The sequence below is a fragment of the Demequina litoralis genome, assembly GCF_030418455.1.
In the GTDB taxonomy this organism is placed as follows: Bacteria; Actinomycetota; Actinomycetes; order Actinomycetales; family Demequinaceae; genus Demequina; species Demequina litoralis.
The window spans coordinates 201076-224184 of the sequence record NZ_JAUHPW010000006.1; the positions used below are offsets into that span (position 1 = coordinate 201076).

General features: G+C 72.5%; 22 protein-coding genes and 2 tRNA genes. 13 read left to right on the forward strand and 11 right to left on the reverse strand.

Annotation, left to right across the window (positions count from 1 at the left end):
• Positions 1-32: 32 nt before the first annotated feature.
• The 7 genes from pknB to QQX09_RS09580 all read left to right on the forward strand — a co-directional run bounded on the left by pknB (position 33) and on the right by QQX09_RS09580 (position 7375).
• Positions 33-2165 (forward strand): Stk1 family PASTA domain-containing Ser/Thr kinase, encoded by a 2133-nt coding sequence (pknB, locus tag QQX09_RS09550; RefSeq protein ID WP_301133900.1) that lies wholly within the window; start codon positions 33-35, stop codon positions 2163-2165.
• Between the two features lie 68 nt (positions 2166-2233).
• Positions 2234-3316, forward strand: a complete 1083-nt coding sequence (locus QQX09_RS09555; RefSeq protein ID WP_301133903.1) for a polyprenyl synthetase family protein — start codon at positions 2234-2236, stop codon at positions 3314-3316.
• Complete coding sequence (locus QQX09_RS09560; RefSeq protein WP_301133905.1) at positions 3313-4203, forward strand: phytoene/squalene synthase family protein; 891 nt, start codon at positions 3313-3315, stop codon at positions 4201-4203. The genes QQX09_RS09555 and QQX09_RS09560 overlap by 4 nt, the downstream gene beginning before the upstream one ends.
• Positions 4200-5816, forward strand: a complete 1617-nt coding sequence (crtI, locus tag QQX09_RS09565; protein ID WP_301133907.1) for a phytoene desaturase family protein — start codon at positions 4200-4202, stop codon at positions 5814-5816. Before QQX09_RS09560 ends, crtI begins: the two co-directional genes overlap by 4 nt.
• The gene (locus QQX09_RS09570) at positions 5813-6145 is read left to right on the forward strand and encodes a lycopene cyclase domain-containing protein (protein WP_301133909.1); all 333 of its coding nucleotides are present in this window, start codon (positions 5813-5815) and stop codon (positions 6143-6145) included. Before crtI ends, QQX09_RS09570 begins: the two co-directional genes overlap by 4 nt.
• Positions 6142-6459, forward strand: coding sequence for a lycopene cyclase domain-containing protein (locus QQX09_RS09575; protein ID WP_301133916.1), 318 nt, complete (start codon positions 6142-6144; stop codon positions 6457-6459). Before QQX09_RS09570 ends, QQX09_RS09575 begins: the two co-directional genes overlap by 4 nt.
• A complete protein-coding gene (locus QQX09_RS09580) occupies positions 6452-7375 on the forward strand; it encodes a prenyltransferase (RefSeq protein WP_301133918.1) in 924 nt (307 codons plus the stop codon). The genes QQX09_RS09575 and QQX09_RS09580 overlap by 8 nt, the downstream gene beginning before the upstream one ends.
• Before the next feature lie 110 nt (positions 7376-7485).
• On the opposite strand, the gene QQX09_RS09585 is transcribed toward QQX09_RS09580, so the two are convergent.
• Positions 7486-7926, reverse strand: a complete 441-nt coding sequence (locus QQX09_RS09585) for a MarR family winged helix-turn-helix transcriptional regulator (RefSeq protein ID WP_301133920.1) — start codon at positions 7924-7926, stop codon at positions 7486-7488.
• Between the two features lie 70 nt (positions 7927-7996).
• Here QQX09_RS09585 and QQX09_RS09590 point away from each other — a divergent pair, with 70 nt between their 5' ends.
• Positions 7997-9259: a Bcr/CflA family efflux MFS transporter gene (locus QQX09_RS09590; RefSeq protein ID WP_301133922.1), complete on the forward strand. Its 1263-nt coding sequence runs from the start codon at positions 7997-7999 to the stop codon at positions 9257-9259.
• 134 nt (positions 9260-9393) lie between these two features.
• Here the strand turns inward: QQX09_RS09590 and QQX09_RS09595 are convergent, their stop codons facing one another.
• The 3 genes from QQX09_RS09595 to QQX09_RS09605 are packed head-to-tail and all read right to left on the reverse strand — an operon-like array spanning position 9394 to position 10984.
• Positions 9394-10020 (reverse strand): aminodeoxychorismate/anthranilate synthase component II, encoded by a 627-nt coding sequence (locus tag QQX09_RS09595; RefSeq protein WP_301133924.1) that lies wholly within the window; start codon positions 10018-10020, stop codon positions 9394-9396.
• The gene (locus tag QQX09_RS09600) at positions 10017-10184 is read right to left on the reverse strand and encodes a hypothetical protein (protein WP_301133976.1); all 168 of its coding nucleotides are present in this window, start codon (positions 10182-10184) and stop codon (positions 10017-10019) included. Before QQX09_RS09600 ends, QQX09_RS09595 begins: the two co-directional genes overlap by 4 nt.
• A complete protein-coding gene (locus QQX09_RS09605) occupies positions 10181-10984 on the reverse strand; it encodes a class E sortase (RefSeq protein ID WP_301133926.1) in 804 nt (267 codons plus the stop codon). Before QQX09_RS09605 ends, QQX09_RS09600 begins: the two co-directional genes overlap by 4 nt.
• A gap of 118 nt (positions 10985-11102) precedes the next feature.
• On the opposite strand from QQX09_RS09605, the gene QQX09_RS09610 reads away from it, so the two are divergent.
• A complete protein-coding gene (locus QQX09_RS09610; RefSeq protein ID WP_301133928.1) occupies positions 11103-11351 on the forward strand; it encodes a cell division protein CrgA in 249 nt (82 codons plus the stop codon).
• Between the two features lie 347 nt (positions 11352-11698).
• On the opposite strand, the gene QQX09_RS09615 is transcribed toward QQX09_RS09610, so the two are convergent.
• Positions 11699-12466, reverse strand: a complete 768-nt coding sequence (locus tag QQX09_RS09615) for a rhomboid family intramembrane serine protease (protein WP_301133936.1) — start codon at positions 12464-12466, stop codon at positions 11699-11701.
• Between the two features lie 7 nt (positions 12467-12473).
• Positions 12474-13013: a peptidylprolyl isomerase gene (locus QQX09_RS09620; protein ID WP_301133938.1), complete on the reverse strand. Its 540-nt coding sequence runs from the start codon at positions 13011-13013 to the stop codon at positions 12474-12476.
• Between the two features lie 127 nt (positions 13014-13140).
• On the opposite strand from QQX09_RS09620, the gene QQX09_RS09625 reads away from it, so the two are divergent.
• The gene (locus tag QQX09_RS09625; RefSeq protein WP_301133940.1) at positions 13141-14034 is read left to right on the forward strand and encodes a hypothetical protein; all 894 of its coding nucleotides are present in this window, start codon (positions 13141-13143) and stop codon (positions 14032-14034) included.
• 103 nt (positions 14035-14137) lie between these two features.
• The gene (locus QQX09_RS09630) at positions 14138-14539 is read left to right on the forward strand and encodes a heavy-metal-associated domain-containing protein (RefSeq protein ID WP_301133941.1); all 402 of its coding nucleotides are present in this window, start codon (positions 14138-14140) and stop codon (positions 14537-14539) included.
• Positions 14540-14578: 39 nt separating this feature from the next.
• On the opposite strand, the gene QQX09_RS09635 is transcribed toward QQX09_RS09630, so the two are convergent.
• Positions 14579-16885, reverse strand: coding sequence for a beta-L-arabinofuranosidase domain-containing protein (locus QQX09_RS09635; protein WP_301133943.1), 2307 nt, complete (start codon positions 16883-16885; stop codon positions 14579-14581).
• A gap of 275 nt (positions 16886-17160) precedes the next feature.
• Between QQX09_RS09635 and QQX09_RS09640 the strand changes: the two genes are divergently transcribed.
• The gene (locus QQX09_RS09640) at positions 17161-17679 is read left to right on the forward strand and encodes a hypothetical protein (RefSeq protein ID WP_301133945.1); all 519 of its coding nucleotides are present in this window, start codon (positions 17161-17163) and stop codon (positions 17677-17679) included.
• 84 nt (positions 17680-17763) lie between these two features.
• Here the strand turns inward: QQX09_RS09640 and QQX09_RS09645 are convergent.
• The 3 genes from QQX09_RS09645 to QQX09_RS09655 form a co-directional block, all read right to left on the reverse strand.
• A tRNA-Ala gene (locus QQX09_RS09645) sits at positions 17764-17839 on the reverse strand.
• Positions 17840-17921: 82 nt separating this feature from the next.
• Positions 17922-17998: transfer RNA gene (locus tag QQX09_RS09650), tRNA-Ile, on the reverse strand.
• Positions 17999-18074: 76 nt separating this feature from the next.
• Positions 18075-18932: a DUF3566 domain-containing protein gene (locus QQX09_RS09655; protein WP_301133947.1), complete on the reverse strand. Its 858-nt coding sequence runs from the start codon at positions 18930-18932 to the stop codon at positions 18075-18077.
• A gap of 164 nt (positions 18933-19096) precedes the next feature.
• Between QQX09_RS09655 and QQX09_RS09660 the strand changes: the two genes are divergently transcribed.
• A complete protein-coding gene (locus QQX09_RS09660; protein WP_301133949.1) occupies positions 19097-21451 on the forward strand; it encodes a bifunctional lysylphosphatidylglycerol flippase/synthetase MprF in 2355 nt (784 codons plus the stop codon).
• A gap of 40 nt (positions 21452-21491) precedes the next feature.
• Here the strand turns inward: QQX09_RS09660 and QQX09_RS09665 are convergent, their stop codons facing one another.
• Complete coding sequence (locus QQX09_RS09665) at positions 21492-23003, reverse strand: SulP family inorganic anion transporter (protein ID WP_301133951.1); 1512 nt, start codon at positions 23001-23003, stop codon at positions 21492-21494.
• Positions 23004-23109 lie beyond the last annotated feature (106 nt).

The window sequence follows — 23109 nt, forward strand, 5'->3', positions numbered from 1 at the left end:
CCCCCGAACACGGACCACGAAGGACACACTGAATGAACGACGAACCGAAGATCCTCGCCGGACGGTATGAGGTCGGCGACCTCATCGGCCGGGGCGGGATGGCCGAGGTGCATGTCGGCTACGACACGCGGCTCGGGCGCACGGTCGCCATCAAGATCCTCCGTGCGGATCTCGCGCGGGACCCGTCCTTCCAGACCCGCTTCCGCCGCGAGGCCCAGGCCGCGGCCGGCCTCAACCACCCCAGCATCGTCGCCGTGTACGACACGGGCGAGGACACCATCGTCAACCCGGACGGCAACCCGCAGGCGGTGCCGTTCATCGTGATGGAGTACGTCGAGGGCCACACGGTCCGCGAGATCCTCAAGGGCGACGTCGCCGCGCCCATCGACGAGGCCGTCGAGATCACCGCCGGCGTGCTCGCCGCGCTCGACTACTCCCACCACGCGGGCCTGGTCCACCGCGACATCAAGCCCGCCAACATCATGCTGACGCCCACGGGCGCCGTGAAGGTCATGGACTTCGGCATCGCCCGCGCCCTCGCGGACGCCGGCCAGACCATGACGCAGACGCAGGCCGTCGTCGGCACCGCGCAGTACCTGTCGCCCGAGCAGGCGCGAGGCGAGAACGTCGACGCGCGCTCCGACCTCTACTCCACCGGCTGCGTGCTCTTCGAGCTGCTCACCGGGCGCCCGCCGTTCGTGGGCGACTCGCCCGTGTCCGTGGCCTACCAGCACGTGCGCGAGCCCGCGCCGCGCCCGTCGCAGTTCGCGTCGGACGTGCCGCCGGAGCTCGACCAGGTGGTGATGCGCGCGCTGTCGAAGAACCGCGACGAGCGGTACGCGAGCGCGCAGGAGTTCCTCGCGGACCTCCGCAGCGTGATGGCGGGCGGCGGGGTCTCGCCGTCCACCGGCGCGGTCGCGCTCGGCTCCGCGGCGCTCGGCGCGGGGGCCGCGGGCGTGGCCGCCGCCGCCATGGCCGGCGACGAGGCCGCACCGGAGTCCGGCGCGACCGAGATCATGCCCGAGCCGATGACGTCCGGCCAGACCGCGGTCATGCCGGGCGGCGCGTGGGCGGCCGACGGCCAGCCGACCTCCGTCACCCCCGGCGGCGCCCCCGCGACCGCCGCGGTCGACACGATCGAGGAGGACGAGGACCCGGCCGCCATCCGACGGCGCCGGATCATCCAGTGGTCGATCCTCGGCGCCGCGCTCGTCGCGGCCGCGCTGCTCATCGCGGCGCTCATGATGATGACCCGCGACTCGCCGGCGGTCGAGCCGAGCCCCTCCGTGGCAAGCATCGACATCCCCGACCTCGAGGGCTTCACCAAGGCCGACGCGAGAACCGAGCTCGAGTCCCGCGGGCTCGAGGTCGAGTTCAAGAACGAGGCGTCCGACGAGATCGAGCAGGACCTGGTCACGCGCACCAACCCCAAGGCGGGGCGCAACGTCGACGAGGGCAGCACCGTCACGGTGTTCGTCTCGAGCGGTCCGGACGTGGTCACGGTGCCCGACGTCAAGGGCTACACCGAGGAGGACGCGATCCAGCGCCTCGAGGACGCCGGGCTGCGCGTGGTCGCCAAGGACACGGTCGACGACCCGTCCCTCGACGAGGGCCGCGCGTCCAAGACCGACCCGAAGGCGGGCTCCGAGGTCGCCAACGGCGAGGCGGTGACGCTGTACCTCGCCACCGGCCTGGTCGAGCTGCCGGACCTCACGGACCTCACGATCGACAAGGCGCGCCAGCGCCTGGGCAAGCTCAACCTGGTGCCGTCGGAGACGTACCAGGAGACCTCCGACGTGGAGGCCGGCACCGTCATGTCGCAGGACCCCGGCGCGGGCCGCGTCGAGCGCGGCTCGACCGTCTCGCTCGTGGTCGCCGAGGCGCCGTCGACGGTCGCCGTGCCCGACGTCACGGGCAAGTCCGAGAACGCCGCGAGGAACGACCTCGAGGGCGACGGTCTCGCCGTGGGCAACGTCACGGTCGACACGAGCGCGGCGGACCCCAACCTCGCGGGCACCGTGAAGTCGACCAACCCGAACTCGGGCACCCAGGTGGCGCCCGGCACGGCGGTCGACCTCGTGCTGTGGTGCGACGTGCGCGCGGTGCTCGTGACGCCCGACCCGGGTCAGCCCGACGTGACCGAGCAGCAGTACGAGTGCCGCTGACATCGCTTCGATCACGACGGCGCCCCCGGGGGAATACCCCCGGGGGCGCCGCTGTCTATGCTGACATGATGACGCCGCTGGGGACCGTCGACGGGGTGCGCGCCTTCGTCGACTCCGCCCTCGACGCCGTGCGCGCGACCCTCGACGACCACGTGACCCAGGCCATGGCGGAGCTGCCGGCCGCGGGCACCGACTACCGCAACCTCTGGGGCTCGCTGGGCGACCAGTACCTCGGGGGCAAGAACCTGCGCCCGTCGCTCACGCTCGCGGCGTACGCGGGCCTGGGCGGAGAGGACCCCGAGGCCGTGGTGCCGGTCGCCGCCGCGATGGAGATGCTCCACACGGCGATGCTCGTCCACGACGACATCCTCGACGGCGACGAGGTGCGCCGCGGCCGGCCCAACGTCGCGGGCACCCGCCGCCGCGCCCTCGCCGGCAGCCGCCTCAGCCCCGAGCAGGTCGAGTCCCACGTGCTGTCCGCGGCGCTGCTGGGCGGCGACCTCGCCCTCGCATCGTCCTACGACCTCATCTCGCGCGCGAAGCTGCCCGCGCACCACCGCATCGCCTGCCTCGACCTCGTCACGCGGGCCATCCGCACCACGATCGCGGGCGAGCTGCTCGACATGTACGGCGACATGGTCGCGCCCGAGGAGGCCAACTCCCTCCTCGTCGCGGAGCTCAAGACCGCGACCTACTCGTGCATCGTGCCGCTGCTCGCGGGCGCCCAGCTCGCGGGCGCCGACCCGACCATGGTCGGCCACCTCGAGAAGCTCGGCGCCTCGCTCGGGCTGAGCTTCCAGCTGGTCGACGACGACCTCGGCGTCTTCGGCGACCCGGCCGTCACCGGCAAGTCCGTGCTGTCGGACCTGCGCTCCGGCAAGCGCACCGAGCTGCTGCGCCTCGGCTTCCAGCAGGCGGACGATGCGGGCCAGGCCCTGCTCGCGGCCGCGGTCGGCAACCCCGACCTCGACGAGACGTGGGCGGAGCGGGTGCGCGAGGTGCTCGTCGAGTCGGGTGCGCGGGACCGCGCGCTTCGGGTCGCGCGCCAGCACGCACGGATCGCGCGGCGCGTCGCCTCCGAGCGGATCCCGGCGCCGCTGTCGGGCTACCTCGTGGACCTCATCGACAGCCTCGAGGACCGGCCGTCGTGAGCCGACGCTCCCGGCGCCGCCACCACGACGACGAGGCGGCCGCGCTGGCCCTCTACGACGCGACCGCGCGCGACGCCGCCGCGCGGGTCATCGCCCGCTACTCGACGTCCTTCGGGCTCGGCACGCGCATCCTGCCGCGCGCCGAGCGCGCGCACATCCGGGCCGTCTACGCGATGGTGCGCGTCGCCGACGAGATCGTCGACACGTACCGCGGGGACGATGCGGGGGAGCAGCTCGCGCGCTTCGAGGACGAGGTGCACCGCGCCATGGACGCGGGCTTCAGCTCCGACCTCGTGGCGCATGCCTTCGCGCTCACCGCACGCGAGGTGGGCATCACCCGCGAGCAGACCGAGCCGTTCTTCGCGTCGATGAGGATGGACCTCACGCGCACCGCCCACGACGAGGACTCCCTCGCGCGCTACATCTTCGGCTCCGCCGAGGTGGTGGGGGAGATGTGCCTCGCGGTGTTCGTCAACACGGGCCTCGGCCCGCGCCCGCTCGCGCCGGACGTGCGCGCGGGCGCCCGCAGGCTCGGCGCGGCGTACCAGAAGGTCAACTTCCTGCGGGACCTCGCGACCGACGACGGCGACCTCGGACGCTCGTACTTCCCCGGCGTGACCGCCGCGACGCTGGACGATGCGCGGCTCGCCGGGCTCGTCGCCGGGTGCCGCGCGGACATCGCGGCGGCCGAGGAGACGCTCGACGCCCTGCCGCCGCGCGCCCGTGCCGCCGTCGGCACGACGATCGACATCTACGGCCGGCTGCTCGACCAGATCGCCGCGACCCCGGCACGTCGGCTCGTGACCCGGCGCGTGCGGGTCCCCAACCCGGTCAAGGCGACCCTCGCGGCGCGCAACCTCGCCACGTCCCGAAGGAGGACCGCATGACCGGACCGCGGATCGCGGTGATCGGGGGAGGCGTCGCGGGGCTCGCGACCGCGGGCCTGCTCGCCCGCGGCGGCGCCGACGTGGTCCTGCTCGAGAGGCACGCGTCGCTCGGCGGACGCATGGGCCGGGTCGAGGTCGCCGGCCACACGTTCGACTCCGGACCCTCCTGGTACCTCATGCCCGAGGCCTTCGCGCAGTGGTTCGCGCTCATGGGGCGCGACGTCGGGACCGAGCTCGACCTCGTCGACCTCGACCCGCGCTACCGGGTCTTCTTCGAGGGCGACGATGCGTGGGGCGCCGCGGAGACGCTCGACGTGTCCGCGGACCCCGAGGAGAACTGGCGCCGCTTCGACGCGCTCAGCCCCGGCGAGGGCGACGCGATGCGCGCCTACGCCGAGGAGGCGGGCGTGCTCTACCGCTTCGCGCTCGAGCGGTTCCTCTACACGACCTTCGCGCGCCCCCGGAAGGCGGTCAACGGGGACGTGGTCCGCCGCCTGCCGCTGCTCGCGAGCCTGCTGAGCCGCTCGCTCGGGGCGCGCATCGGCGCCCGGGTGAAGGACCCGCGCCTCCGCCAGGTGCTCGGCTTCCACGCGGTGTTCCTCGGCTCCTCGCCCGCGCGCACGCCCGGCCTGTTCTCGCTCATGAGCCACCTCGATCTCACCGACGGCGTGCGCTACCCGCGCGGCGGCATGTACGCGCTCACCGAGGCGATCGCGCGGGTCGCGCGCGAGGAGGGCGCCGAGCTGCGCACCTCCGCCCCTGCCTCCAGGATCCTCGTCGACGACCGCGGCTTCGCCACCGGCGTCGAGCTCGAGTCCGGCGAGGTGGTGCGGGCCGATGCGGTGGTCGGGGCCGCCGACCTCCACCACGTCGAGACGGTGCTCGTGCCCGAGGACCGGCGCACCCACCCCGAGCGGTCGTGGCGGCGCCGCAAGCCCGGCGTGAGCGCCCTGCTCGTCATGGCGGAGGTCGACGGCGACGTCCCCGAGCTGGCCCACCACAACCTCTTCTTCACGCGTGACTGGGACGAGAACTTCGACGCGATCCTCGCGCGCGAGCTGCCCCCGGTGCCGGCCTCCGTCTACGTGTCCCGCGTGGGGGCGACGGACCCGGCGGTGTCGCCGGCCGGCAAGGACTCGCTGTTCATGCTCGTGCCGTTCCCCGCGGATCCCGACCTCGGGTCGACGCCGGAGTCCCGGGCCGACCTCATGGCGCTCGGCCGCCGCTACCTGGCGCAGGTGGGGGCGTGGGCGGGCGTGCCCGACCTGCCCGAGCGGTCCACCGTCCTGCGCGTCACCACGCCGGCCGACTTCGCCGACGGGCTCGGCGCCTGGCAGGGCGGCGCGCTCGGCCTCGAGCACACGCTCACCCAGTCGGCGGTGTTCCGGCCCGCGAACGTGTCCGCGAAGATCCCCAACCTGCTCTACGCGGGCGCCTCCACCGTGCCGGGCATCGGCGTGCCGCTGTGCCTCATCTCCGCGGAGCTCGTGGCCAAGCGGCTGCTCGGCGCCGTCGACGCGGGCCCCCTGCCCACCCCGGCGCCCCGCGGCTTCCTCGGGCGCTCGCGCGCCGGCGGCGTGCTCGGCAACCTCGCGCGCAGGGCCGGCGCGTGACGGGCTTCGCGTACCTCGCGGCGCTGCTCGTGTCGATCACGGGTCTCGCCGTGATCGATGCGCGCTACCGGATCGCGGTGTTCGACCGCCCCCGCCCGGCGCTGCTGACGATCGCGATCGCGGTCGCGGCCTTCCTCGCGTGGGATGCCGCCGGGGTGGGGCTCGGGATCTTCTTCATCGGGGACGCGCCGTACCTCACCGGTGTCCTGCTCGCCCCCGACGTGCCGCTCGAGGAGCTCTTCTTCCTCGTCCTGCTCACGTATCAGACGCTGCTGCTGTGGCGCTGGCTCGACCGCCGCCACCGCGCCCGGCGGGAGGCGGCCGCGTGACGTACGTGCTCCTCTCGGTCGCGGTCCTCGCGCTGATCGCCGCGGTGACGGTCCCCACCCTCCGGCGGCTCCCGCATCGTCCCCTGCTGCTCACCGGGCTCGCCCTGGTCGTGCTCACCGCGGTCTTCGACAACCTCATCGTGGGGTCCGGCATCGTCGCCTACGACGAGGAGCTCATCTCCGGCATCCGCGTGGGCTCCGCGCCGATCGAGGACTTCTCGTACACGCTGGGAGCCGTGATGCTCGTGCCGGCGCTGTGGACGTGGCTCGCCGGTCCGTCGACCCCCACCGGGCGGGGCTCCCGCCATGCTTGAGTCGCACGATCCGGCCCCGACGGGACGGCCGCCGGCGCCCGGGCTGCTCGTCTCGCTGGTCCGCGCCTCGCGGCCCGTGTCCTGGATCAACACCGCGTTCCCGTTCGCGGCGGCGTACCTGCTGGTCACCCGCGAGGTCGACGCGGTGCTCGTCGTGGGCACGCTGTTCTTCCTCGTCCCGTACAACCTGCTGATGTACGGCATCAACGACGTCTTCGACTACGAGTCCGACCTCGCGAACCCGCGCAAGGGCGGCATCGAGGGCGACGTGGTGCGCGACCGCGCGCACGCGCGACGGGTGCACCGGGCGATCCTGTGGGCGTGCGCGATCACGGTGCTGCCCCCGTTCGCATGGCTGCTCGCGCAGGGCTCGCTCGCGGCGGGGATCACCCTGGTGCTCGTGCTGTTCGGGGTGGTGGCGTACTCGGCGCCGGGGCTGCGCTTCAAGGAGCGGCCCTTCCTCGACTCGCTCACGTCGGCGCTGCACTTCTGCGGCCCGCTGCTCTACGCGCTCGTGGTCGCGGACGTGCCGCTGCTCGACGACGGCGCCTGGCCCGTGTGGGTCGCGTTCATCCTGTGGGGGATGGCCAGCCACGCCTTCGGCGCGGTCCAGGACGTGCGCGCGGACCGCGAGGGCGGGATCGCATCGGTCGCCACCGTGATCGGCGCGCGTGCGACCGTGTGGTGCGCGATCGCGCTGTACGCCGCATCGTCCCTGGTGCTGCTCGCGTTGCCATGGCCGGCGACGCTCTCGGCCGTGCTGCCGCTCGCCTACGTCGCCTCCGTGGCGCGCTTCACGCGCGTCACGGACGAGACGTGCGAGGACGCCAACCGCGGCTGGCGCACGTTCCTGTGGCTCAACCAGCCGGTGGGCTTCGCGGTGACGATGCTCGTCATAGCCACCTGGAAGGGCTGATTCCCAATGACAAGAGTGACGGGTGTGAATGCGTGGCACCGGTCGCGGGCGCCCCGTCCCCCGCGGCGCCATCGCCCGTGAGTCCCAACTGTCACCTTTGTCATTGGGAGTCAGTGGGCGCGGAGGCCCGACTCGAGGCGGTCCAGGAGGTCGACGACCGCCCCCGCCTCGGCGAGGTCGTCCCCCAGCGCGGCCCGCACGCGACCCGACCAGTAGGCGTGCAGGCGTCCCACGCCCTCGTCCGCGAGCGAGGTCGCCTCGAGCCGCTGCTGGCGCTGGTCCGCCGGATCCGGCGAGCGTCGCACCAGGCCCTTCTCCTCGAGGCTGCGCACCGCGGCCGACAGGTTGGGACGGCGCAGACCGGTCGCATCGGCGGCCGCGCTGGGCGACGTGCCGGGGTTCCTGTGCACCCAGCGGAGGACGGCGGTCTCGGTGCCGGTGAGCGGGACCACGTCGAGACCGGCCGCATGCGGGTCGAGATCGCGGGCGATGCGCAGGATCGTCTCGGCGAGCTCGGCGAGCAGCCGGTCGGTGGGGTCGTCCTCAACCATGACCGAGAGGCTACCGCTCCGCCCGGATTTTAGTTATACTTTCATAACTCAACCCTGGGAGGACCCTTCGATGACCGCTGCCCCGAGCACGCCCCGCACCGCCGCCACCCCGACCCAGGCGACCGCGGGAGCCGCCATCACGGCCGCCCTGCTCGCCGTGCTGGGCCTCCTCTCGGCGATCGCGCCGTTCGCGACCGACCTCTACCTCCCCGCGTTCCCCCAGATGGCGGCGGACCTCGGCACCGGCGCCACGACCATCCAGCTCACCCTCACCGCGTTCCTGCTCGGCGTCACCGCGGGCCAGCTCGTGTTCGGCCCGCTGTCGGACCGCTTCGGGCGGGTGCCGCCGCTCATCGCCGGCGCCGTGCTCATGGTGGTCGCCGGCGTCGCGACGGTGCTCGCACCCTCGGTGGGCGTGCTCGTCGCCGCGCGGCTCCTCCAGGGCCTCGGCGGCGCCGCGGGCATGGTGATCGGCCGCGCGATCATCTCCGACCTCGCGACCGGGAAGGCCGCCGCGCGCGCCTTCAGCTTCATGATGATCGTCGGCGGCGTCGCGCCCGTGGTCGCCCCCGTCGTGGGCGGCGTCCTCGTCGAGCCGATCGGCTGGCGCGGCATCCTCGGCGTGGTCCTCGGGCTGTCGGTCCTCATGCTCGTTGCGGTCCTCGCCGTGGTGCGCGAGTCCTACCCGGCCGAGCGCCGCCTCGCCGACCGCGCCGAGCGCATCGCGACCGGCTCGCCGCTGCGCGCGCTGCGATCGCGCGCCTTCCTCGGCTACGCCGCGACCTTCTCGTTCGCGTTCGCCGTGATGATGGCCTACATCTCCGCGTCGCCGTTCCTCTACCAGGACATGATGGGGCTCGACGCGACCGGCTACGGCATCGCCTTCGGCGTGAACGCCCTCGGGCTCATGGTCGTGAGCGCGGTCTCGGCGAAGGCCGCGCAGTCGCGCGACGTGCGCCTGCTGCTGAGCCTCGGCATCCTGCTCGTGCTCGCCTCGACGCTGGCCCTCGGGCTCATGGTGGCGCTGGGGCTTCCCGTCGGCTGGCTGGCGCTCCCGCTGTTCACCGGGGTCGCGAGCCTGGGTCTTGTGCTCGGCAACGCGACCGCGCTGGCGCTGGACGCGGTTCCCGCGGCGGCCGGGGCCGCCTCGGCCGTGCTGGGCGCCCTCCAGTTCGGGCTCGCGGCGCTCGTGGCACCGCTGGTCAGCCTCGGCGGCGCGACCGTCGTCCCGCTCGCCGCGGTGATGATGACGTGCGCCGTGATCGCGACGCTCGCCCTCATCTGGGCCCTCGGGTGGCGCACGGTGGGCGCGCGCATCCGGCAGACGGTATAGGTGCTCGATGCTCCCGCTATCTATGCACGAACGAGCGCCCCGCCCCCTCGTGCATATATAGCGGGAGCGTCGCGACACGAACCCTCCGCCCCTCCGCGCGTGGATCCCGCGGATGACGGCGCCGCCGTACCCGGCTACCTCCGCACGAGCGGGCTGAGCCCCTCCGCGCGCGCCTCAGGGTCGGGCATCCCGCAGACCTCGAGCCAGTTGGCGAGCAGCCGGTGGCCGCCCTCCGTGAGCACCGACTCGGGGTGGAACTGCACGCCGTGCAGCGGCAGCTCGCGGTGGCGCAGACCCATGATGATGCCGTTGGCGGTCGAGGCGGTGACCTCGAGCTCGTCGGGCACGGTCGGGTTCTCGACCGCGAGCGAGTGGTAGCGCGTCGCGGTGAAGGGCGACGGCAGCCCGCCCAGCACCGAGTCGCCGGTGTGGGTGACATCCGAGGTCTTGCCGTGCATGAGCTCGGGCGCGTGCGAGACGACGCCGCCGTAGACCTCGGCGAGCGCCTGGTGGCCGAGGCAGATGCCGAGCATGGGGATGCCGGTCTCGGCGCAGCGGCGGATGACGTCCATCGACGAGCCGGCCTCCGCGGGCGTGCCGGGCCCGGGCGAGATCAGCACGCCGTCGTACTCGGTGACGTCGCCCGCCTGCGCCACCGCATCGTTCCTCACGACGACGGTCTCGGCACCCATCTGCCGCAGGTAGCCGACGATCGTGTAGACGAAGGAGTCGTAGTTGTCGACGACGAGGATGCGGGTCATGGCACGGCCTCCACGTTCTGGTCCTGGATGTCGAAGGTGACGGAGAACCACGGGTACACCCATTGGAAGAGCACCGCGACGATCGCGGCGACGAGGACGAGGAGCAGCACCACCCTGAGCCAGGCGGGGCCGGGCAGCAGGCGCCACACGAACGGGAAGATCATGGCTGAGGGATCTCCTCGAGGATCTCGGGGGGCACGCCGATGCCGGTCGGGGCCCAGTACTCGAGCTCGCCGTGCACGATGTAGCGCTCGGCCGCCGAGTACATCGGGTGGCAGGTCGTCAGGGTGATGTAGTAGCCGTCCGGCGCCGCGTCGAGCTCGCCCGGCTTGGGCGCGATGACCTCGACCTGGTTCGGGTAGACGATGAGGTCGTCGGTGACCCGGTACACGTACCAGGCCTCCTCCGTCTGCACCACGAGCGCGTCGCCCCGCTGGAGCTCGGCGATGCGGTTGAACGGCTTCGCGTACGTGGTGCGGTGCGCCGAGATCGCGAAGTTGCCGTACGCACCCGGCATGCCCGTCCCCGGGTAGTGGCCGATGCCGAGCACGTCGAGCACCTCCGCGCGCGTCACGCCCTCGGAGACCGGCTTGACGTAGTCGGTGCCCCACCGGGGGACGTAGAACGTGGCGAACGTGCTCGCGAAGGCCGGCTCCTCCATCACGGGTGCCGTCTCGGGAGGCATGCGGGCGCCGGCAGGGATGACCTCCGGGCCGTCGTCCTCCTCCTGGTCCGCGGCGACGATGGGCTCGGTGTACGCCCAGTCGAGCGTCTCGAGCACGTGGTCCTGCTCCTTGCCGGCGATCACGTCGGTGTAGAAGAGCTGCCACACCACGTAGAGGCCGATGACGGCGCCCGCGATGATGAGGAGCTCGCCGACGAGCGCGACGAGGCGCGTGCCGATGCCCGCGCGGCCGGGCCTCGGCGCATCGGGCTCGGTGGGGACCTGGACGGATGCCGTCATGATGCGCCCAGCCTACGGGAGCCCCGCACCAGCGGGAATCCCGCTCCGGGACCCTCTCTCGGTACCCTTGGACCCATCCCCGCGCGCGTATGCGCGCGCAGAACCCACGGAGTTGACAGTGGCAGTCTCGAAGAAGCGCGACCAGAACGTCTACAAGGCCCCCCGCAACCTGGGCAAGCCCCAGAGCGACAACCCCAAGTGGCTCCTGCCCACGGCTCTCACGCTGCTGGTGCTCGGCCCGGCGTGGATCGTCGTCTACTACGTGTCGAAGGCGCAGTACCCGATCCCCGGCATCTACGACTGGAACCTCGGATTCGGGTTCGTGTTCATGGCCGCGGGCATGGTGCTGCTCACACGCTGGAAGTGAATCACACCCTTGTAGTTATCCCCATGCCCGTCCACAACGGTGGAGAAACCACACGGGTGTAGTTATCCCCGGCTGTGCACAACGGTGGGGATAACTACACGGATGTCATTCACATCTGTGGATGACTGTGGGGAAACCGGGGGATGAGCCCGTTCTTGTCCACAGGCCCCGCCTGTGGAGAGGATTCGGGCCCGCCTTGGGAGGCGCCGCCAGCGCGGCGAGTTCGGGCGGGCGGTCGTCGCCGGCCGGCGGCCCGCGCCGGCGGCACCGCGGCGCGAGGGACGATGCGCGGGAGACGCGAACGGCCCCGCCGCGACGCGACGGGGCCGTGACGGCGTAAGCCGCGGCTACGGGGTCCTGCGGTCCACCCAGCGCAGCATCGCGAGCATGGTGAGGGCGCCCACGACCGCGCCTCCGAGGTGTCCCTGCCAGGAGATCCCCGGGATCACGAAGCCGAGCACGAGCCACAGCCCCGCGGTGGTGACCAGCGCGCGGTAGTCGAGCCTCAGCTTGAGCAGCACGACGGCGTACGCGGCGATGATGCCGAAGATGGCTCCCGACGCGCCGCCGTGCGCGCCGCCATCCGCGAGGAGCTCGACCGCGGCCGAGCTTCCCACCAGCGACGCGCCGTAGAGCAGGCCGAAGCGGAGCCTTCCGAGGATGGGTTCGAGCTGCGACCCGAACTGCCACAGGACCAGCATGTTCATCGCGATGTGCCAGATGGAGAAGTGGACGAAGCCGGAGCTGATCCAGCGGTACCACTCGTCGCCGATGCCGCCGGTCGCCTCGCCAGCCGCGGGCAGCAGCGCCCAGCGCGCCCACCACAGCTGCTTGCCGAGCACCATGTACCCGTACACGAAGGCCGCGACGTTGGCGATGACGAGGCTCACCGTCACGTAGGGCGTGCCGTGGGCGGAGGTGAAGCCGAGCCGGTTGACGGTCGGCCGTACGTTCGCGCGCGCCTCGCGCACGCAGTCGACGCACTGGATCCCCACCGCGGCCGGGCGCTGGCACTCGGGGCAGGCGGGGCGTCCGCAGCGCTGGCAGCGGACGTAGGACACCCGGTCCGGGTGCCGCGGGCACGTGGGCGCAGCGGCACCCGGATCCTGGGTCATCCGCGTCTTACTCGGAGATCGTGACGCCGGTGATCATGACGTCCTCGAGGGGACGGTCACGACCATCGGTGGGCGTGCTCGCGATCGCGTCGACGATGGCCTTGGACTCGTCGTCCGCGACCTTGCCGAAGATGGTGTGCTTGCCGTTGAGCCAGCTCGGCTTGTCCACGGTGATGAAGAACTGCGAGCCGTTGGTGCCGCCGGGGCGCCCGGTGATGGGGTTGAGGCGCTGGCCCGCGTTCGCCATGGCGAGCAGGTAGGGCTCGTCGAAGCGGAGCTCGGGGTGGATCTCGTCGTCGAAGTTGTAGCCCGGGCCGCCGGTGCCGGTACCGAGCGGGCAGCCGCCCTGGATCATGAAGCCCGAGATGACGCGGTGGAAGACGAGGCCGTCGTAGAACGGGTCGGTCGACTTCTCCCCGGTCGTCGGGTTCTTCCACTCCTTCTCGCCGGTGGCGAGGCCCACGAAGTTCTTGACGGTCACGGGCGCGTGGTCGGGGTACAGCTCGATGCGGATGTCCCCTGCGGTGGTCTGAAGCGTTGCGATCATGCCCGCCATTGTTCCATGGCCCTCGCCACCACGCGCCTCAAGTGGCACGATGGACGGAAGGGTTGAGGACGAGTGCGAGTTGTCCGATGAGAAGGGACAACAAGGCACGGACCAGGAGGAGCGCAACATGGGCAAGGTTTCTTTCCAGAGCTTCGACGCCGACAAGGCGCGCGACCAGGCGGCCGATGCGGCGAAGCAGGCGCGCGTGGCGGCACGCGAGGCTTCCGATGCCGCACGCAAGGCCGCGAAGCGCGCCAAGGAGTGGGCCGAGCCGCAGTACGAGAGCGCCAAGGAGTGGGCCACGCCCCGCGCCAAGGAGGCGTATCACAAGGGCGCGAAGAAGGCCTCGCCCTACGTCCACAAGGCCGGCGACACCACCGAGCACTGGGTCGACGTCGCGCACGCCGCGATCGTGGGCGCCGCCATCCCGGCGGTCCTGGCGGCGGTGGACGATGCGGCGGGAGCCGACGAGGAGAAGGGCGGCCGCGGCTGGGGTCGCGTCCTCGTGCCGATCGCGCTCGCCGCGGCGGCCGGTGCCGCCGTCGTCGTGTGGGCCCGCCGCGACAAGGGTCGCGACGAGTGGGCCGGCGAGGACGAGGAGTGGGAGTTCGCCGCCGAGGGCGACTTCAAGGACAACCTGCGCCGCAACGTCAACAAGGCCGTCGACGCCGCCGCGGACGCCGCCAAGAAGGCCGCGGACGCCGCGACCGCGGCCGCCAACGCCGCAGCCGAGGTCATCAACGACAAGGCCGGTCCCACGTACGAGAAGGTGCGCGAGGCCGCCGGCCCCGCCGCCGAGCATGTCCGCGACACGGCCGTCACCGAGGCCAAGAAGGTCGCCGACGTCGCCGGTCCGGCCTTCACCAAGGTCAAGGACACCGCGATCACCGAGGCGAAGAAGGTCAAGGAGGCCGCGGACGAGGCCCGCGCCCGGGCGGCCGAGGAGGTCGTCTCGACGATCGACGACGCCGAGGACGTGTGGGAGGACGTGGTCGAGGAGGCCAAGCCCGACGAGAAGTAGCCGCAGACGCGACGCGAGGGGCCCGGCCGCATGGCCGGGCCCCTCGTCGTTCCCGGGACCAAGGGTTGACCTTGCCCCGGGCTGGAAGGATTACCGTCGGGGCATGGAGATCATGACCCACGTGCCCGGGACCGTCGTCGAGCTCGCCGTCTCCGGCATGACGTGCGACGGCTGCTCGTCCTCCGTCGAGAAGGCCCTCACGGGCCTGACCGGCGTCCGCTCGGCGTCGGTGGACCACGCCAGCGGCCGCGCCGTCGTGCTGCTCGACGCCGGCACCGCCGCCGAGGACTTCGCCTTCGACGCCGACGCGGCGATCCACGACGCGGGCTACACGCTCGAGGGCGCCCAGGCCCGGCCCGAGCGCGCGCCCCGCGCGGGCGGCGGCTGCGGCGGAGGCGGCGCCTGCGGCTGCGGAGGCGGCGAGGCGAAGGCCCCCGAGCCCGTTGCCGCCACCGTCACCGACGAGGCCGGGTGCTGCGGCGGCGGTTCCGACGGCTGCTGCTGAGCCCCATACGCCGCCCGCGACCGCCCCGCCGGGCCCCCGCTAGGCGGCCGACGGCGTCATGAGCGCCACGCCGGCGATCCCGGCGGTCGCGCCACCCGGGCCGGCCTCGAAGCGCACCTCGATCCCCTCCGACGCCACCGAGACCTCGTAGACCGCCTCGACCACGTCGCCGTACAGCGGCACGTTGCGCACGACGCTCGACACGGGCTCGACGACGGCGCCGCCCAGCCGCACCACCGCATCGTCCCCGCCCGCGGGCAGGCCCACGAGCGAGCGGATCCGCACCAGGTGCGGCCCGGCCGCCTTGGGCTTGAGCGTGTAGGCGAACCAGTCCTCGGCCATGCGCCAGCTGCGCGCGTTGATCCACTCGATGCGCGAGAGGTGGGACACGTAGCCGTGGTCCATCTCGGACTGCTGCTCGCCGGGCGCGACGACGTCGACCACGTCGGCGTCCTCCTGCTCGTCGCGGTCGAGCTCCGCAAGCATCTCCCGCACCTCGTCCGCGCTCTCGCCGAGGGGCAGGTAGACGGTGCAGCGCTCGTCGTGGATGCCGTTGTAGGGCTCGAGGTAGAGCTCGACCTGCGCGGGCGCGTCGCCGTCGAGGCGCCACGCCGTCACGGTGGCGGTCGCGCCCCACGCGGCGACGTCGATCTCGTCGCCGATCAGCGCCGGCGTCCCGATCATGCGGTGCCGGGGACCGATCGCCACGTGCGGCGCGTCCTTGCCGGTCGCGATCATGCCCTCGAGCGCATCGTCCCCGTCGCGGTGCGCGAGCACGTACGGGCCGTACCGGAAGGACGCCCACGGCGAGCCGTCGGGCAGGCCCTCGAGCGCGAGGCTCGGGCGCAGGTCGAGGACGATGCGCGTGGTCCCCTCCCAGCGCCGCTCGAGCGCGACCTCGCCGACGCCGGCGGCCGCCTCGATGGCCTCGCCGTCCACGCTGAGGTCCGCGCCCTCCGACCAGTCCGGGATGCGCAGGCGGACGATGCGGTCGTGCGGGGCCTCCGCGGTCACGTCGATCTCGACGCGCCAGGACGCCTTGAGGTCCGCGCGGACCTCGATCCGGATGCCGTCCCAGTCGAGGACGGCGGGCTCGTAGATCTCGACGCGGGGGCTGTCGCCGTCGCGCGAGAACAGGAAGCGGTCGTAGCGGCAGTGGCTCTCGAGGCCCGAGCCGACGCAGCACCACATCGACTCGCCGTGGCTCGAGTAGACGCGGTAGTGCGCGGGCCGCAGCGGGGAGAAGTAGACGAAGCCGCCGTGTCCCGGGTGCTGGGCCGTGAGCGCGTGGTTGAGGATCGCGCGCTCGGCGAAGTCGACGAGCTCGAGGTCGTCGGACTCCTGCCGGAAGAGGTCGGTGAGCTGGAGCATGCCGAAGGTGTTGCAGGACTCGGGGCCGAGGGCCTCGAGGACCATCGCGCGGAAGTCGTCCGCCGGGTGGAAGTGCTCGCGCACGCCGTGGCCGCCGATCGACACGGTGCGGTCGTGGACCACCTCGTCCCAGAACTGGTGGGCGGCGCGCGTGAGGTCGTCCGCACCCGAGCGGGCGTACCCGACGGCCTTGGGGACCTGGGTGTTGGCGTGGAGGCCCGTGAGGCGGTCCTCGCCCGCGAGGAGGGGGTCGAGCAGCAGGTGGTGGGACCAGCGGCGGCCCTCGGCGACGAGGTCCTCGCGGCCGGTGAGCGCGGCGAGGCGGAAGAACGCGTCGTTCATGCCGCCGAACTCGGCGGTGAGGATCGTCTCGATCTGCGCATCGTCCAGGCCCGCGCTGATGGCCATCCACCAGTCCGCCCACGCGACGGCCATGCCGAGCGCGTCGTCCTGGCCGGCGACCTCGTACGCGTCGACGAGGCCGTTGAGCACCTTGTGGAGGTTGTACATGGGCACCCAGCGGCCGTTGAGGGCGAAGGGCTCGGCCTCGATGCGGCCGGCGCGCAGCTCCTCGCCGAGCTCGACGCCGCGCGGGGTGCCGCCGAGGTAGCCGGTGCCCACGGCGTCCTGGCACTCCCGGAGGCCGTCGAGCATCGCGCGCAGGCGGGCGTGGATGTCCTCGCGGCGGGTCGCGGCATAGAGGTGGGACAGGGCGGAGAGGTAGTGGCCGCCGATGTGGCCGTCGAGGCCGCGGGACTCCCAGTCGCCGTACGGCTCGGCGGTCGCAGGGAGGCCGGCCTCGCGCCGGTACGGGGCGAGCAGGCGGTCGGCATCGTGGGCGAGCACCGTCTCGACCGAGCGCTCGAGCGCGGCGAGCAGCGGCCCGCCGGTGAGCGTGATGGCGCCCTGGGGGAACGCCCGGGCGCCGTGCATCGGCACCGTCGCGGGGTCATTACAACGTTGGAGATCGCCCATCCCACGATGGTAAGCCCGCAGGGGCGGGACCCGCGCCGCGGGTGCGCCGCTGCCGCGCGCCGGCCGCCGCCCGCCCACCCTGTCCACCCCCGACCGGAACGTGCGTTCCGTGGGATTCGTGGGATCTGTGGTGAATTGCACACGACGACGCGCGCCGCGCACCTTCCGGGGGACGAACCCCGTCGATAGGGTCCATACCAGGACAGGGAGGTGCGCATGCCGGAGCCGAAGCGACCCGCACGGACGCCCCTCCCGCGCGCCCACGAGGCGGTGCGATGACGGTCTGGCCCGAGGCGTACCGGGGCCAGGTGTCCGGCGGGACCGGCGTGCTCGAGAGGTCGAGCGCCCGGCGCGCGCGGCACTCCCGACCGGACGCGGCGGACGACCTCACCCCCACCGACCGGCCGGCGCTGCTCGACCGGCTGTTCGGCACGGCGCCCCACGACCTCACGCCCGCCGCGCGGCGGGTCCTCTGCGGCGCGGTGGTGCACGTCGACGAGCTCAGCGGGCGGGTGCTGCGCTGCACGCGCGACGACGGTCACGCGGGCCTCGAGCACGACAACCTCGGCGCGCAGGTGCTCACCGACTGGGCCGAGAGCGGCGGCGCGGCGCTGCTGACCTCGCCGATCCCGGTGACCCCGCTCGGGCAGACCATCCAGACGATCATGTCCCACATCCGCTCGTACGAGGGCGTGCGTCAGTGGCGCCTCGAGCGGGGCATGACCGCCGACGCCGCGGCCGCCTTCGAGCGCGCGGAGGCGTTGCGGCTGCTCGTGAGGACGCTCGGACGGTAGGTCCCGGCGCGGGCGCATCGTCCCGCCGCAGGCGCGCGGGCCCGGATGCACGAGGACCCCCGCCGGAGCGGGGTCGTCATGAAGTGGTGGAGCCTAGGGGACTCGAACCCCTAACCCCCTGCTTGCAAAGCAGGTGCGCTACCAATTGCGCCAAGGCCCCGTGGTGGGATGAAGGACATCGTCCCACAATCCGGGAGTGGATCTGAAGGTGATGAGCGCGATGTGCGGCCATCGAATCACCATGGTGGGCCCAGGAGGACTTGAACCTCCGACCTCTTCGTTATCAGCGAAGCGCTCTAACCGCCTGAGCTATGGGCCCCTCGCGGCTTCAGCGCCGCGGCGTTAAACGATACCGCACCGTCGCCGCGAGACAAAATCGCGGCGACGGGGGCCGTTCAGTCGTCCGTGAGGGTCACGTAGACGCCGCCGACGACCGACGACACGACGTTGTAGAGGAACGCGCCGATGGTCGCGAGGGCCGTCAGCAGGACCACGTTGACGACCGACACGAGGATCGTCGCGCTCATGACCTTGTTGCGGTCGAAGAACTGCATGATGTCGATCTCGGAGTCCTGCGCGAACAGCTTGACGACCCACTCGTTGACGAGCGCGAAGATGCCCATCCCGTTGAGCACGTTCCACAGCACGAACACGCCGACGACGAGCATGATGCCGGCCGCGATGGACAGCAGGAAGCCGAGCTTGAGGACCGACCACGGGTCGATGCGCGACATCAGCACGCGGGCCTTGCGGGGTCCGCCCTTGCTCGTCGGGACCGCGAGGTCGTCGCCCGCCTTGAAGCTCTCGGCAGCCCGGCCCGCGAGGCCCTTGACCTTCGCGGCGCCCGCGCCGATCGCGGCGGTTCCGGCGCCCACGGCGCCGTCGAGCCGCGAGGGCTCGGTGGTCGGGGCCGCGGCGGGCGCTCCCGTGGGGGAGAAGGCCTGCGGCTGCGCGGCCTCACGTGCGGGGGCCGGCTGCGCGGTCGTGGGGATGCCGCCCGGCGTGGACTGCGGGCGCAGCGCCGTGCGCTGCGGGATCGAACCCGTCGACGGCGCGGCGGACGATGCGGTGGGCGTCTGGCCCGTCACGGGCGTCCGGGTGGGCGTCTGGCCGCTGACGGGCGCCGCCTCGGCGGTCGGGTCGCCAACCGGCATGAAGGCTCGACGCGACGGCACCTGGCCGGTGGTCGGCTCGGTCGGTCGCGGCGTGTACAGGCCGCGGGTCGACGTGGTGGTGCGGTCGTCCGCGTTCATCTTGCTCCCTGTCATCTGACGCGCGAATGGCGTTCGAGTCATCCACGCGTGGGTGCGCGGGCATCTACCCAAGGGTAACCGAGGCACGTCCGCTGGTCATTCCCCCTGGCAGCGCGGCGCGATTCGCCCTCGCCGCGGCCCGCCCGCGCCGCTAGCGTGAACGCATGACCACGGATGCGACCGTCACCGCGGAGCCGTCGGCGCTGTCCCGCGCCACGGATCTCGCCCGCCGCCTGCCCGGCACCATCGCCGTCACGCTCGTCGTGCTCGCGGTGGGCGCGCTCACCGGGGCGCTCTGGACACCCGCCGAGGAGTCCGGCCTCGTGGACCGCTGGGGCTGGGGCGTCGACGCCTTCGCCGACGGCCACTGGATCAACCTTCTCGCCGGCGCCGCGATCGCCCCCGAGCCATGGATGTACGCGCTCATCCTCGGCACGTTCTGCATCGGCGGTGGCTTCCTCGAGCTGCGCTACGGCACGCTGCGGATGCTCATCGCCGTGGTCGGCACGCACATCGCCGCGGTGCTCGGCACGGCGCTGCTGCTGCTGGGCCTGGGCGCGGCGGGGGTGGGCTGGGCCGAGACGCTCGCGCACGTCCCCGACGTCGGGCTCAGCAACGGCGGCTTCGGCGCCCTGGGCGCGGCCACCGCGGGCATGCCGCTGCTGTGGCGCCGGCGGGTGCGCCTCGTCGGCTCGCTGTACTGCATCGCGATGATCCTCTACGCGGCGGAGATCTGGGACTTCAGCCACGCCATCGCGTTCTGGGTGGGCATCCTCATCGGCCCGTGGATCGTCGGCCGCGCGCGGGAGCCGTTCGACTGGCGCTTCGGCCCGCAGGAGGTCCGCGACACGGCCGCCGTGATCCTCGCCTTCGGCGGCCTCCACCAGCTGGTCACCCGCATCTGGCCGGGCGAGGGCGGCATCCTCGAGTTCGGCGGCGCGGCGGACGATGCGGGCCTCACCACGCTCGGCCTCGTCGGCACCGCGGTGATCTCGCTGGCGTTCGCCTACGCGCTGCACCGCGGGCGCCGAGGCGCCTGGTGGTTCGTGGTCGTGCTCACCGTGCTGGCGCTGCTCGCGAGCCTCCTCGTCGTCGCCGTCGGCGAGGGCACCCCGTCGGTGCTGCTCGACCTCGCGCTCGACGCGGTGCTCCTCGTGCTGCTGATCGGCTGGCGCCGGCACTTCGCGGTCAAGGCCGACCGCGCCACCCGCCGCACCGTCTGGCGCCGCGGGCTCCTCACCGTGGCGGGGCTCATGACGTTCACGGTGGTCGCCATCATGGCCCTCGGCTCCCAGCTGTCGCCCGAGCCCACCCTCGGCACCGCCATCGGCGAGGCCGCCGTCCGCGTCTTCGGCGGCACCACCGGGCTCGAGGGCACCACCGCGCTGTCGCGCGGGCTGCTGAGCGCGATCGGCGTGGTGTGGTTCCTCGCCTTCGTGATCTTCCTGCTCGCGCTGCTGCTGGGAGCGCGTCGCCACACCACCGAGGAGGCCGTGCGCGACCGCTTCATCGCGATCCAGCGCGACACCGAGGCGATGACGAGCATCGGGTACATGAACCGCTGGGACGGCATCGACCACTGGGTGTCGGAGGAGGGCACCGTCGGGCTGGGCTTCAAGCAGGTGGGCAGCACCGCGATCGTGCTGTCCGACCCCGTGGGGCGGACCGCGGACCTCGCGGCCGCGCACGCCGAGTTCGCGGACTTCTGCCGTTCGCGCGGCTGGCGCCTCGCGTACTTCGCAGTGAGCAACGAGGCCCGTGCCCGGTTCGAGGACGCGGGCTGGAAGGCGATCCAGGTCGCCGAGGACACGGTGGTCCGCCTGCCCGAGCTCGAGTTCAAGGGCAAGGCGTGGCAGGACGTGCGCTCGGCGATCAACCGCGCCAAGCGCGAGGGCGTGACGATGCGCACCTTCCGCTTCGCGGACGCGCCGCGCGGCGTCAAGGACCAGCTCGAGGCGATCTCCGCGCAGTGGGCGGGGGACAAGTCGCTGCCGGAGATGGGCTTCACGCTCGGGGACCTGCCGGAGGCCGCGGATCCGAACGTCGAGATGCACGTCGCGGTCGACGAGGACGGCACCGTCCACGGCATGACGAGCTGGCTACCGGTCTACCGCGGGGGCGACGTGGTCGGGTGGACCATCGACATCATGAAGCGCCGCCTCGACGACGGCGTCATGAGCGGCGTGATGGAGTTCCTCATCGCGGAGTCCGCGGTGGCCTTCAAGGAGGCCGGCTACGAGTTCATCTCGCTCTCGGCCGCGCCGCTCAGCTACTCGGGCGAGGTCGAGGGCACCGTCGAGCGGCTGCTCGACATCCTCGCCGACAAGATGGAGCCGTACTACGGCTTCACGAGCCTCGAGCGGTTCAAGGCGAAGTTCAAGCCCGAGCACCGCCCGCTGTACCTCATGTACCCGGACGAGGCGCAGCTGCCCGCCCTCACGCTCGCGATCCTGCGCGCCTACCTGCCGGACGCGACCGCCGCGGACCTCGTCAAGGCCGCGGTGACCCGTCCCGACTAGGCCCCTCGCGCATCTTCCCTCCCGCCGGAGGCGTGCCGGGTCAGTGCCCGGCGCCCAGGTGCCCGGTGATGCGGCCGTGGAAGTCGCGCGAGGCCTCGTTGAGGCCCACGATCTCGACCTCGATGCCGTGGAGGGCGTACTTGTGCTCGACGGCGTCGAGCGCCGCGACGGTCGACGCGTCCCACACGTGCGAGTGCGTCATGTCGATGACCACCTTGTCGGGGTCGCCCGCGTAGTCGAACTGGCTGTAGAGGTCGTTGGAGCTCGCGAAGAAGAGCTCGCCCGACACCGTGTAGCGGCGCACGCCGTCCTCGATCTCGCCGCCGACCACCTCGGCGAGGTGCGCCACGCGGCGCGCGAAGAGGACCGAGGCGAGCACCACGCCTGCGACGACGCCGTACGCGAGGTTGTGCGTGGCGACGACGACCGCGACGGTGACGAGCATGACCGAGGTCTCCGAGCGAGGCATGCGGCGCAGCGTCGACAGGCGGATCGAGTGCCAGTCGAACGTCGCCCACGACACGTAGATCATCACCGCGACGAGGGCCGCCATGGGGATCATCGCGACCACGTCGCCGAGCGCGAGCACGAGGATGAGGAGGAAGATGCCGGCCGAGAGGGTCGACAGGCGCGTGCGCGCACCGCCGGCCTTCACGTTGATCATCGTCTGGCCGATCATCGCGCAGCCGCCCATGCCGCCGAAGAGGCCCGTGATGACGTTCGCGGCGCCCTGGCCCCAGGCCTCGCGGGTCTTGTCCGAGTGGGTGTCGGTGATGTCGTCGACGAGCTTCGCGGTCATGAGCGACTCGAGCAGGCCCACGAGCGCGAGGCCGAGCGCGTACGGGAAGACGATGCGCAGCGTCTCGAGGCTCACCGGGACGTCCGGGATGAAGAGGCCGGGCAGGCCCTCGGGGAGCGCGCCCTCGTCGCCCACCGTCGGGACGGCGATCGCGGCGGACACGGTGACGATGGTGAGCAGCACGATCGCGACCAGCGGCGCCGGCACCACCTTGGTGAGGCGCGGGAAGAGGGCGATGATCGCGAGGCCGGCCGCCACGAGGACGTAGACCACCCACGGCACGTCGGTGAGGTGCGGCAGCTGCGCGAGGAAGATGAGGATCGCGAGCGAGTTGACGAAGCCGACCATGACCGAGCGCGGGATGAAGCGCATGAGCTTCGCGATGCCCAGCAGGCCCAGCACCACCTGGAGGATGCCGCCGAGGACCACGGCGACGATGAGGTAGTCGAGCCCGTGGTCGCGCGCCAGCGGCGCCACCACGAGCGCGACGGCGGCGGTGGCCGCGGAGATCATCGCGGGGCGGCCGCCCAGGAACGCGATCGACACCGCCATGGTGAAGGAGGCGAAGAGCCCGACGCGGGGGTCGACGCCGGCGATGATCGAGAACGAGATCGCCTCGGGGATGAGGGCGAGCGCGACCATGAGGCCGGAGACCAGCTCGGTGCGCAGCACGCGGGGCTTGAGGGCGGCGCGCCAGGACGATGCGGCGGTGGCCTCGGGCACGCCGGTGGCGGTGCGGGCGGCGGTGGGCATGGGGGACTCCGTCCAAGACAGGCGTGAGCGCGCGCGGACGCGCACGTCGGATGGGGGGAGGCCGGCATCGGCCGCAGTCATGGTAACCGGCCGCCCGTTCGACTCC

Coding starts and splice junctions, on each gene's coding strand:
- pknB (WP_301133900.1), top strand. CDS start 33: ATGAACGACGAACCGAAGATCCTCGCCGGACGGTATGAGGTCGGCGAC.
- QQX09_RS09555 (WP_301133903.1), top strand. CDS start 2,234: ATGACGCCGCTGGGGACCGTCGACGGGGTGCGCGCCTTCGTCGACTCC.
- crtI (WP_301133907.1), top strand. CDS start 4,200: ATGACCGGACCGCGGATCGCGGTGATCGGGGGAGGCGTCGCGGGGCTC.
- QQX09_RS09580 (WP_301133918.1), top strand. CDS start 6,452: ATGCTTGAGTCGCACGATCCGGCCCCGACGGGACGGCCGCCGGCGCCC.
- QQX09_RS09585 (WP_301133920.1), bottom strand. CDS start 7,926: ATGGTTGAGGACGACCCCACCGACCGGCTGCTCGCCGAGCTCGCCGAG.
- QQX09_RS09590 (WP_301133922.1), top strand. CDS start 7,997: ATGACCGCTGCCCCGAGCACGCCCCGCACCGCCGCCACCCCGACCCAG.
- QQX09_RS09595 (WP_301133924.1), bottom strand. CDS start 10,020: ATGACCCGCATCCTCGTCGTCGACAACTACGACTCCTTCGTCTACACG.
- QQX09_RS09600 (WP_301133976.1), bottom strand. CDS start 10,184: ATGATCTTCCCGTTCGTGTGGCGCCTGCTGCCCGGCCCCGCCTGGCTC.
- QQX09_RS09605 (WP_301133926.1), bottom strand. CDS start 10,984: ATGACGGCATCCGTCCAGGTCCCCACCGAGCCCGATGCGCCGAGGCCC.
- QQX09_RS09615 (WP_301133936.1), bottom strand. CDS start 12,466: ATGACCCAGGATCCGGGTGCCGCTGCGCCCACGTGCCCGCGGCACCCG.
- QQX09_RS09620 (WP_301133938.1), bottom strand. CDS start 13,013: ATGATCGCAACGCTTCAGACCACCGCAGGGGACATCCGCATCGAGCTG.
- QQX09_RS09625 (WP_301133940.1), top strand. CDS start 13,141: ATGGGCAAGGTTTCTTTCCAGAGCTTCGACGCCGACAAGGCGCGCGAC.
- QQX09_RS09630 (WP_301133941.1), top strand. CDS start 14,138: ATGGAGATCATGACCCACGTGCCCGGGACCGTCGTCGAGCTCGCCGTC.
- QQX09_RS09635 (WP_301133943.1), bottom strand. CDS start 16,885: ATGGGCGATCTCCAACGTTGTAATGACCCCGCGACGGTGCCGATGCAC.
- QQX09_RS09640 (WP_301133945.1), top strand. CDS start 17,161: ATGACGGTCTGGCCCGAGGCGTACCGGGGCCAGGTGTCCGGCGGGACC.
- QQX09_RS09655 (WP_301133947.1), bottom strand. CDS start 18,932: ATGAACGCGGACGACCGCACCACCACGTCGACCCGCGGCCTGTACACG.
- QQX09_RS09660 (WP_301133949.1), top strand. CDS start 19,097: ATGACCACGGATGCGACCGTCACCGCGGAGCCGTCGGCGCTGTCCCGC.
- QQX09_RS09665 (WP_301133951.1), bottom strand. CDS start 23,003: ATGCCCACCGCCGCCCGCACCGCCACCGGCGTGCCCGAGGCCACCGCC.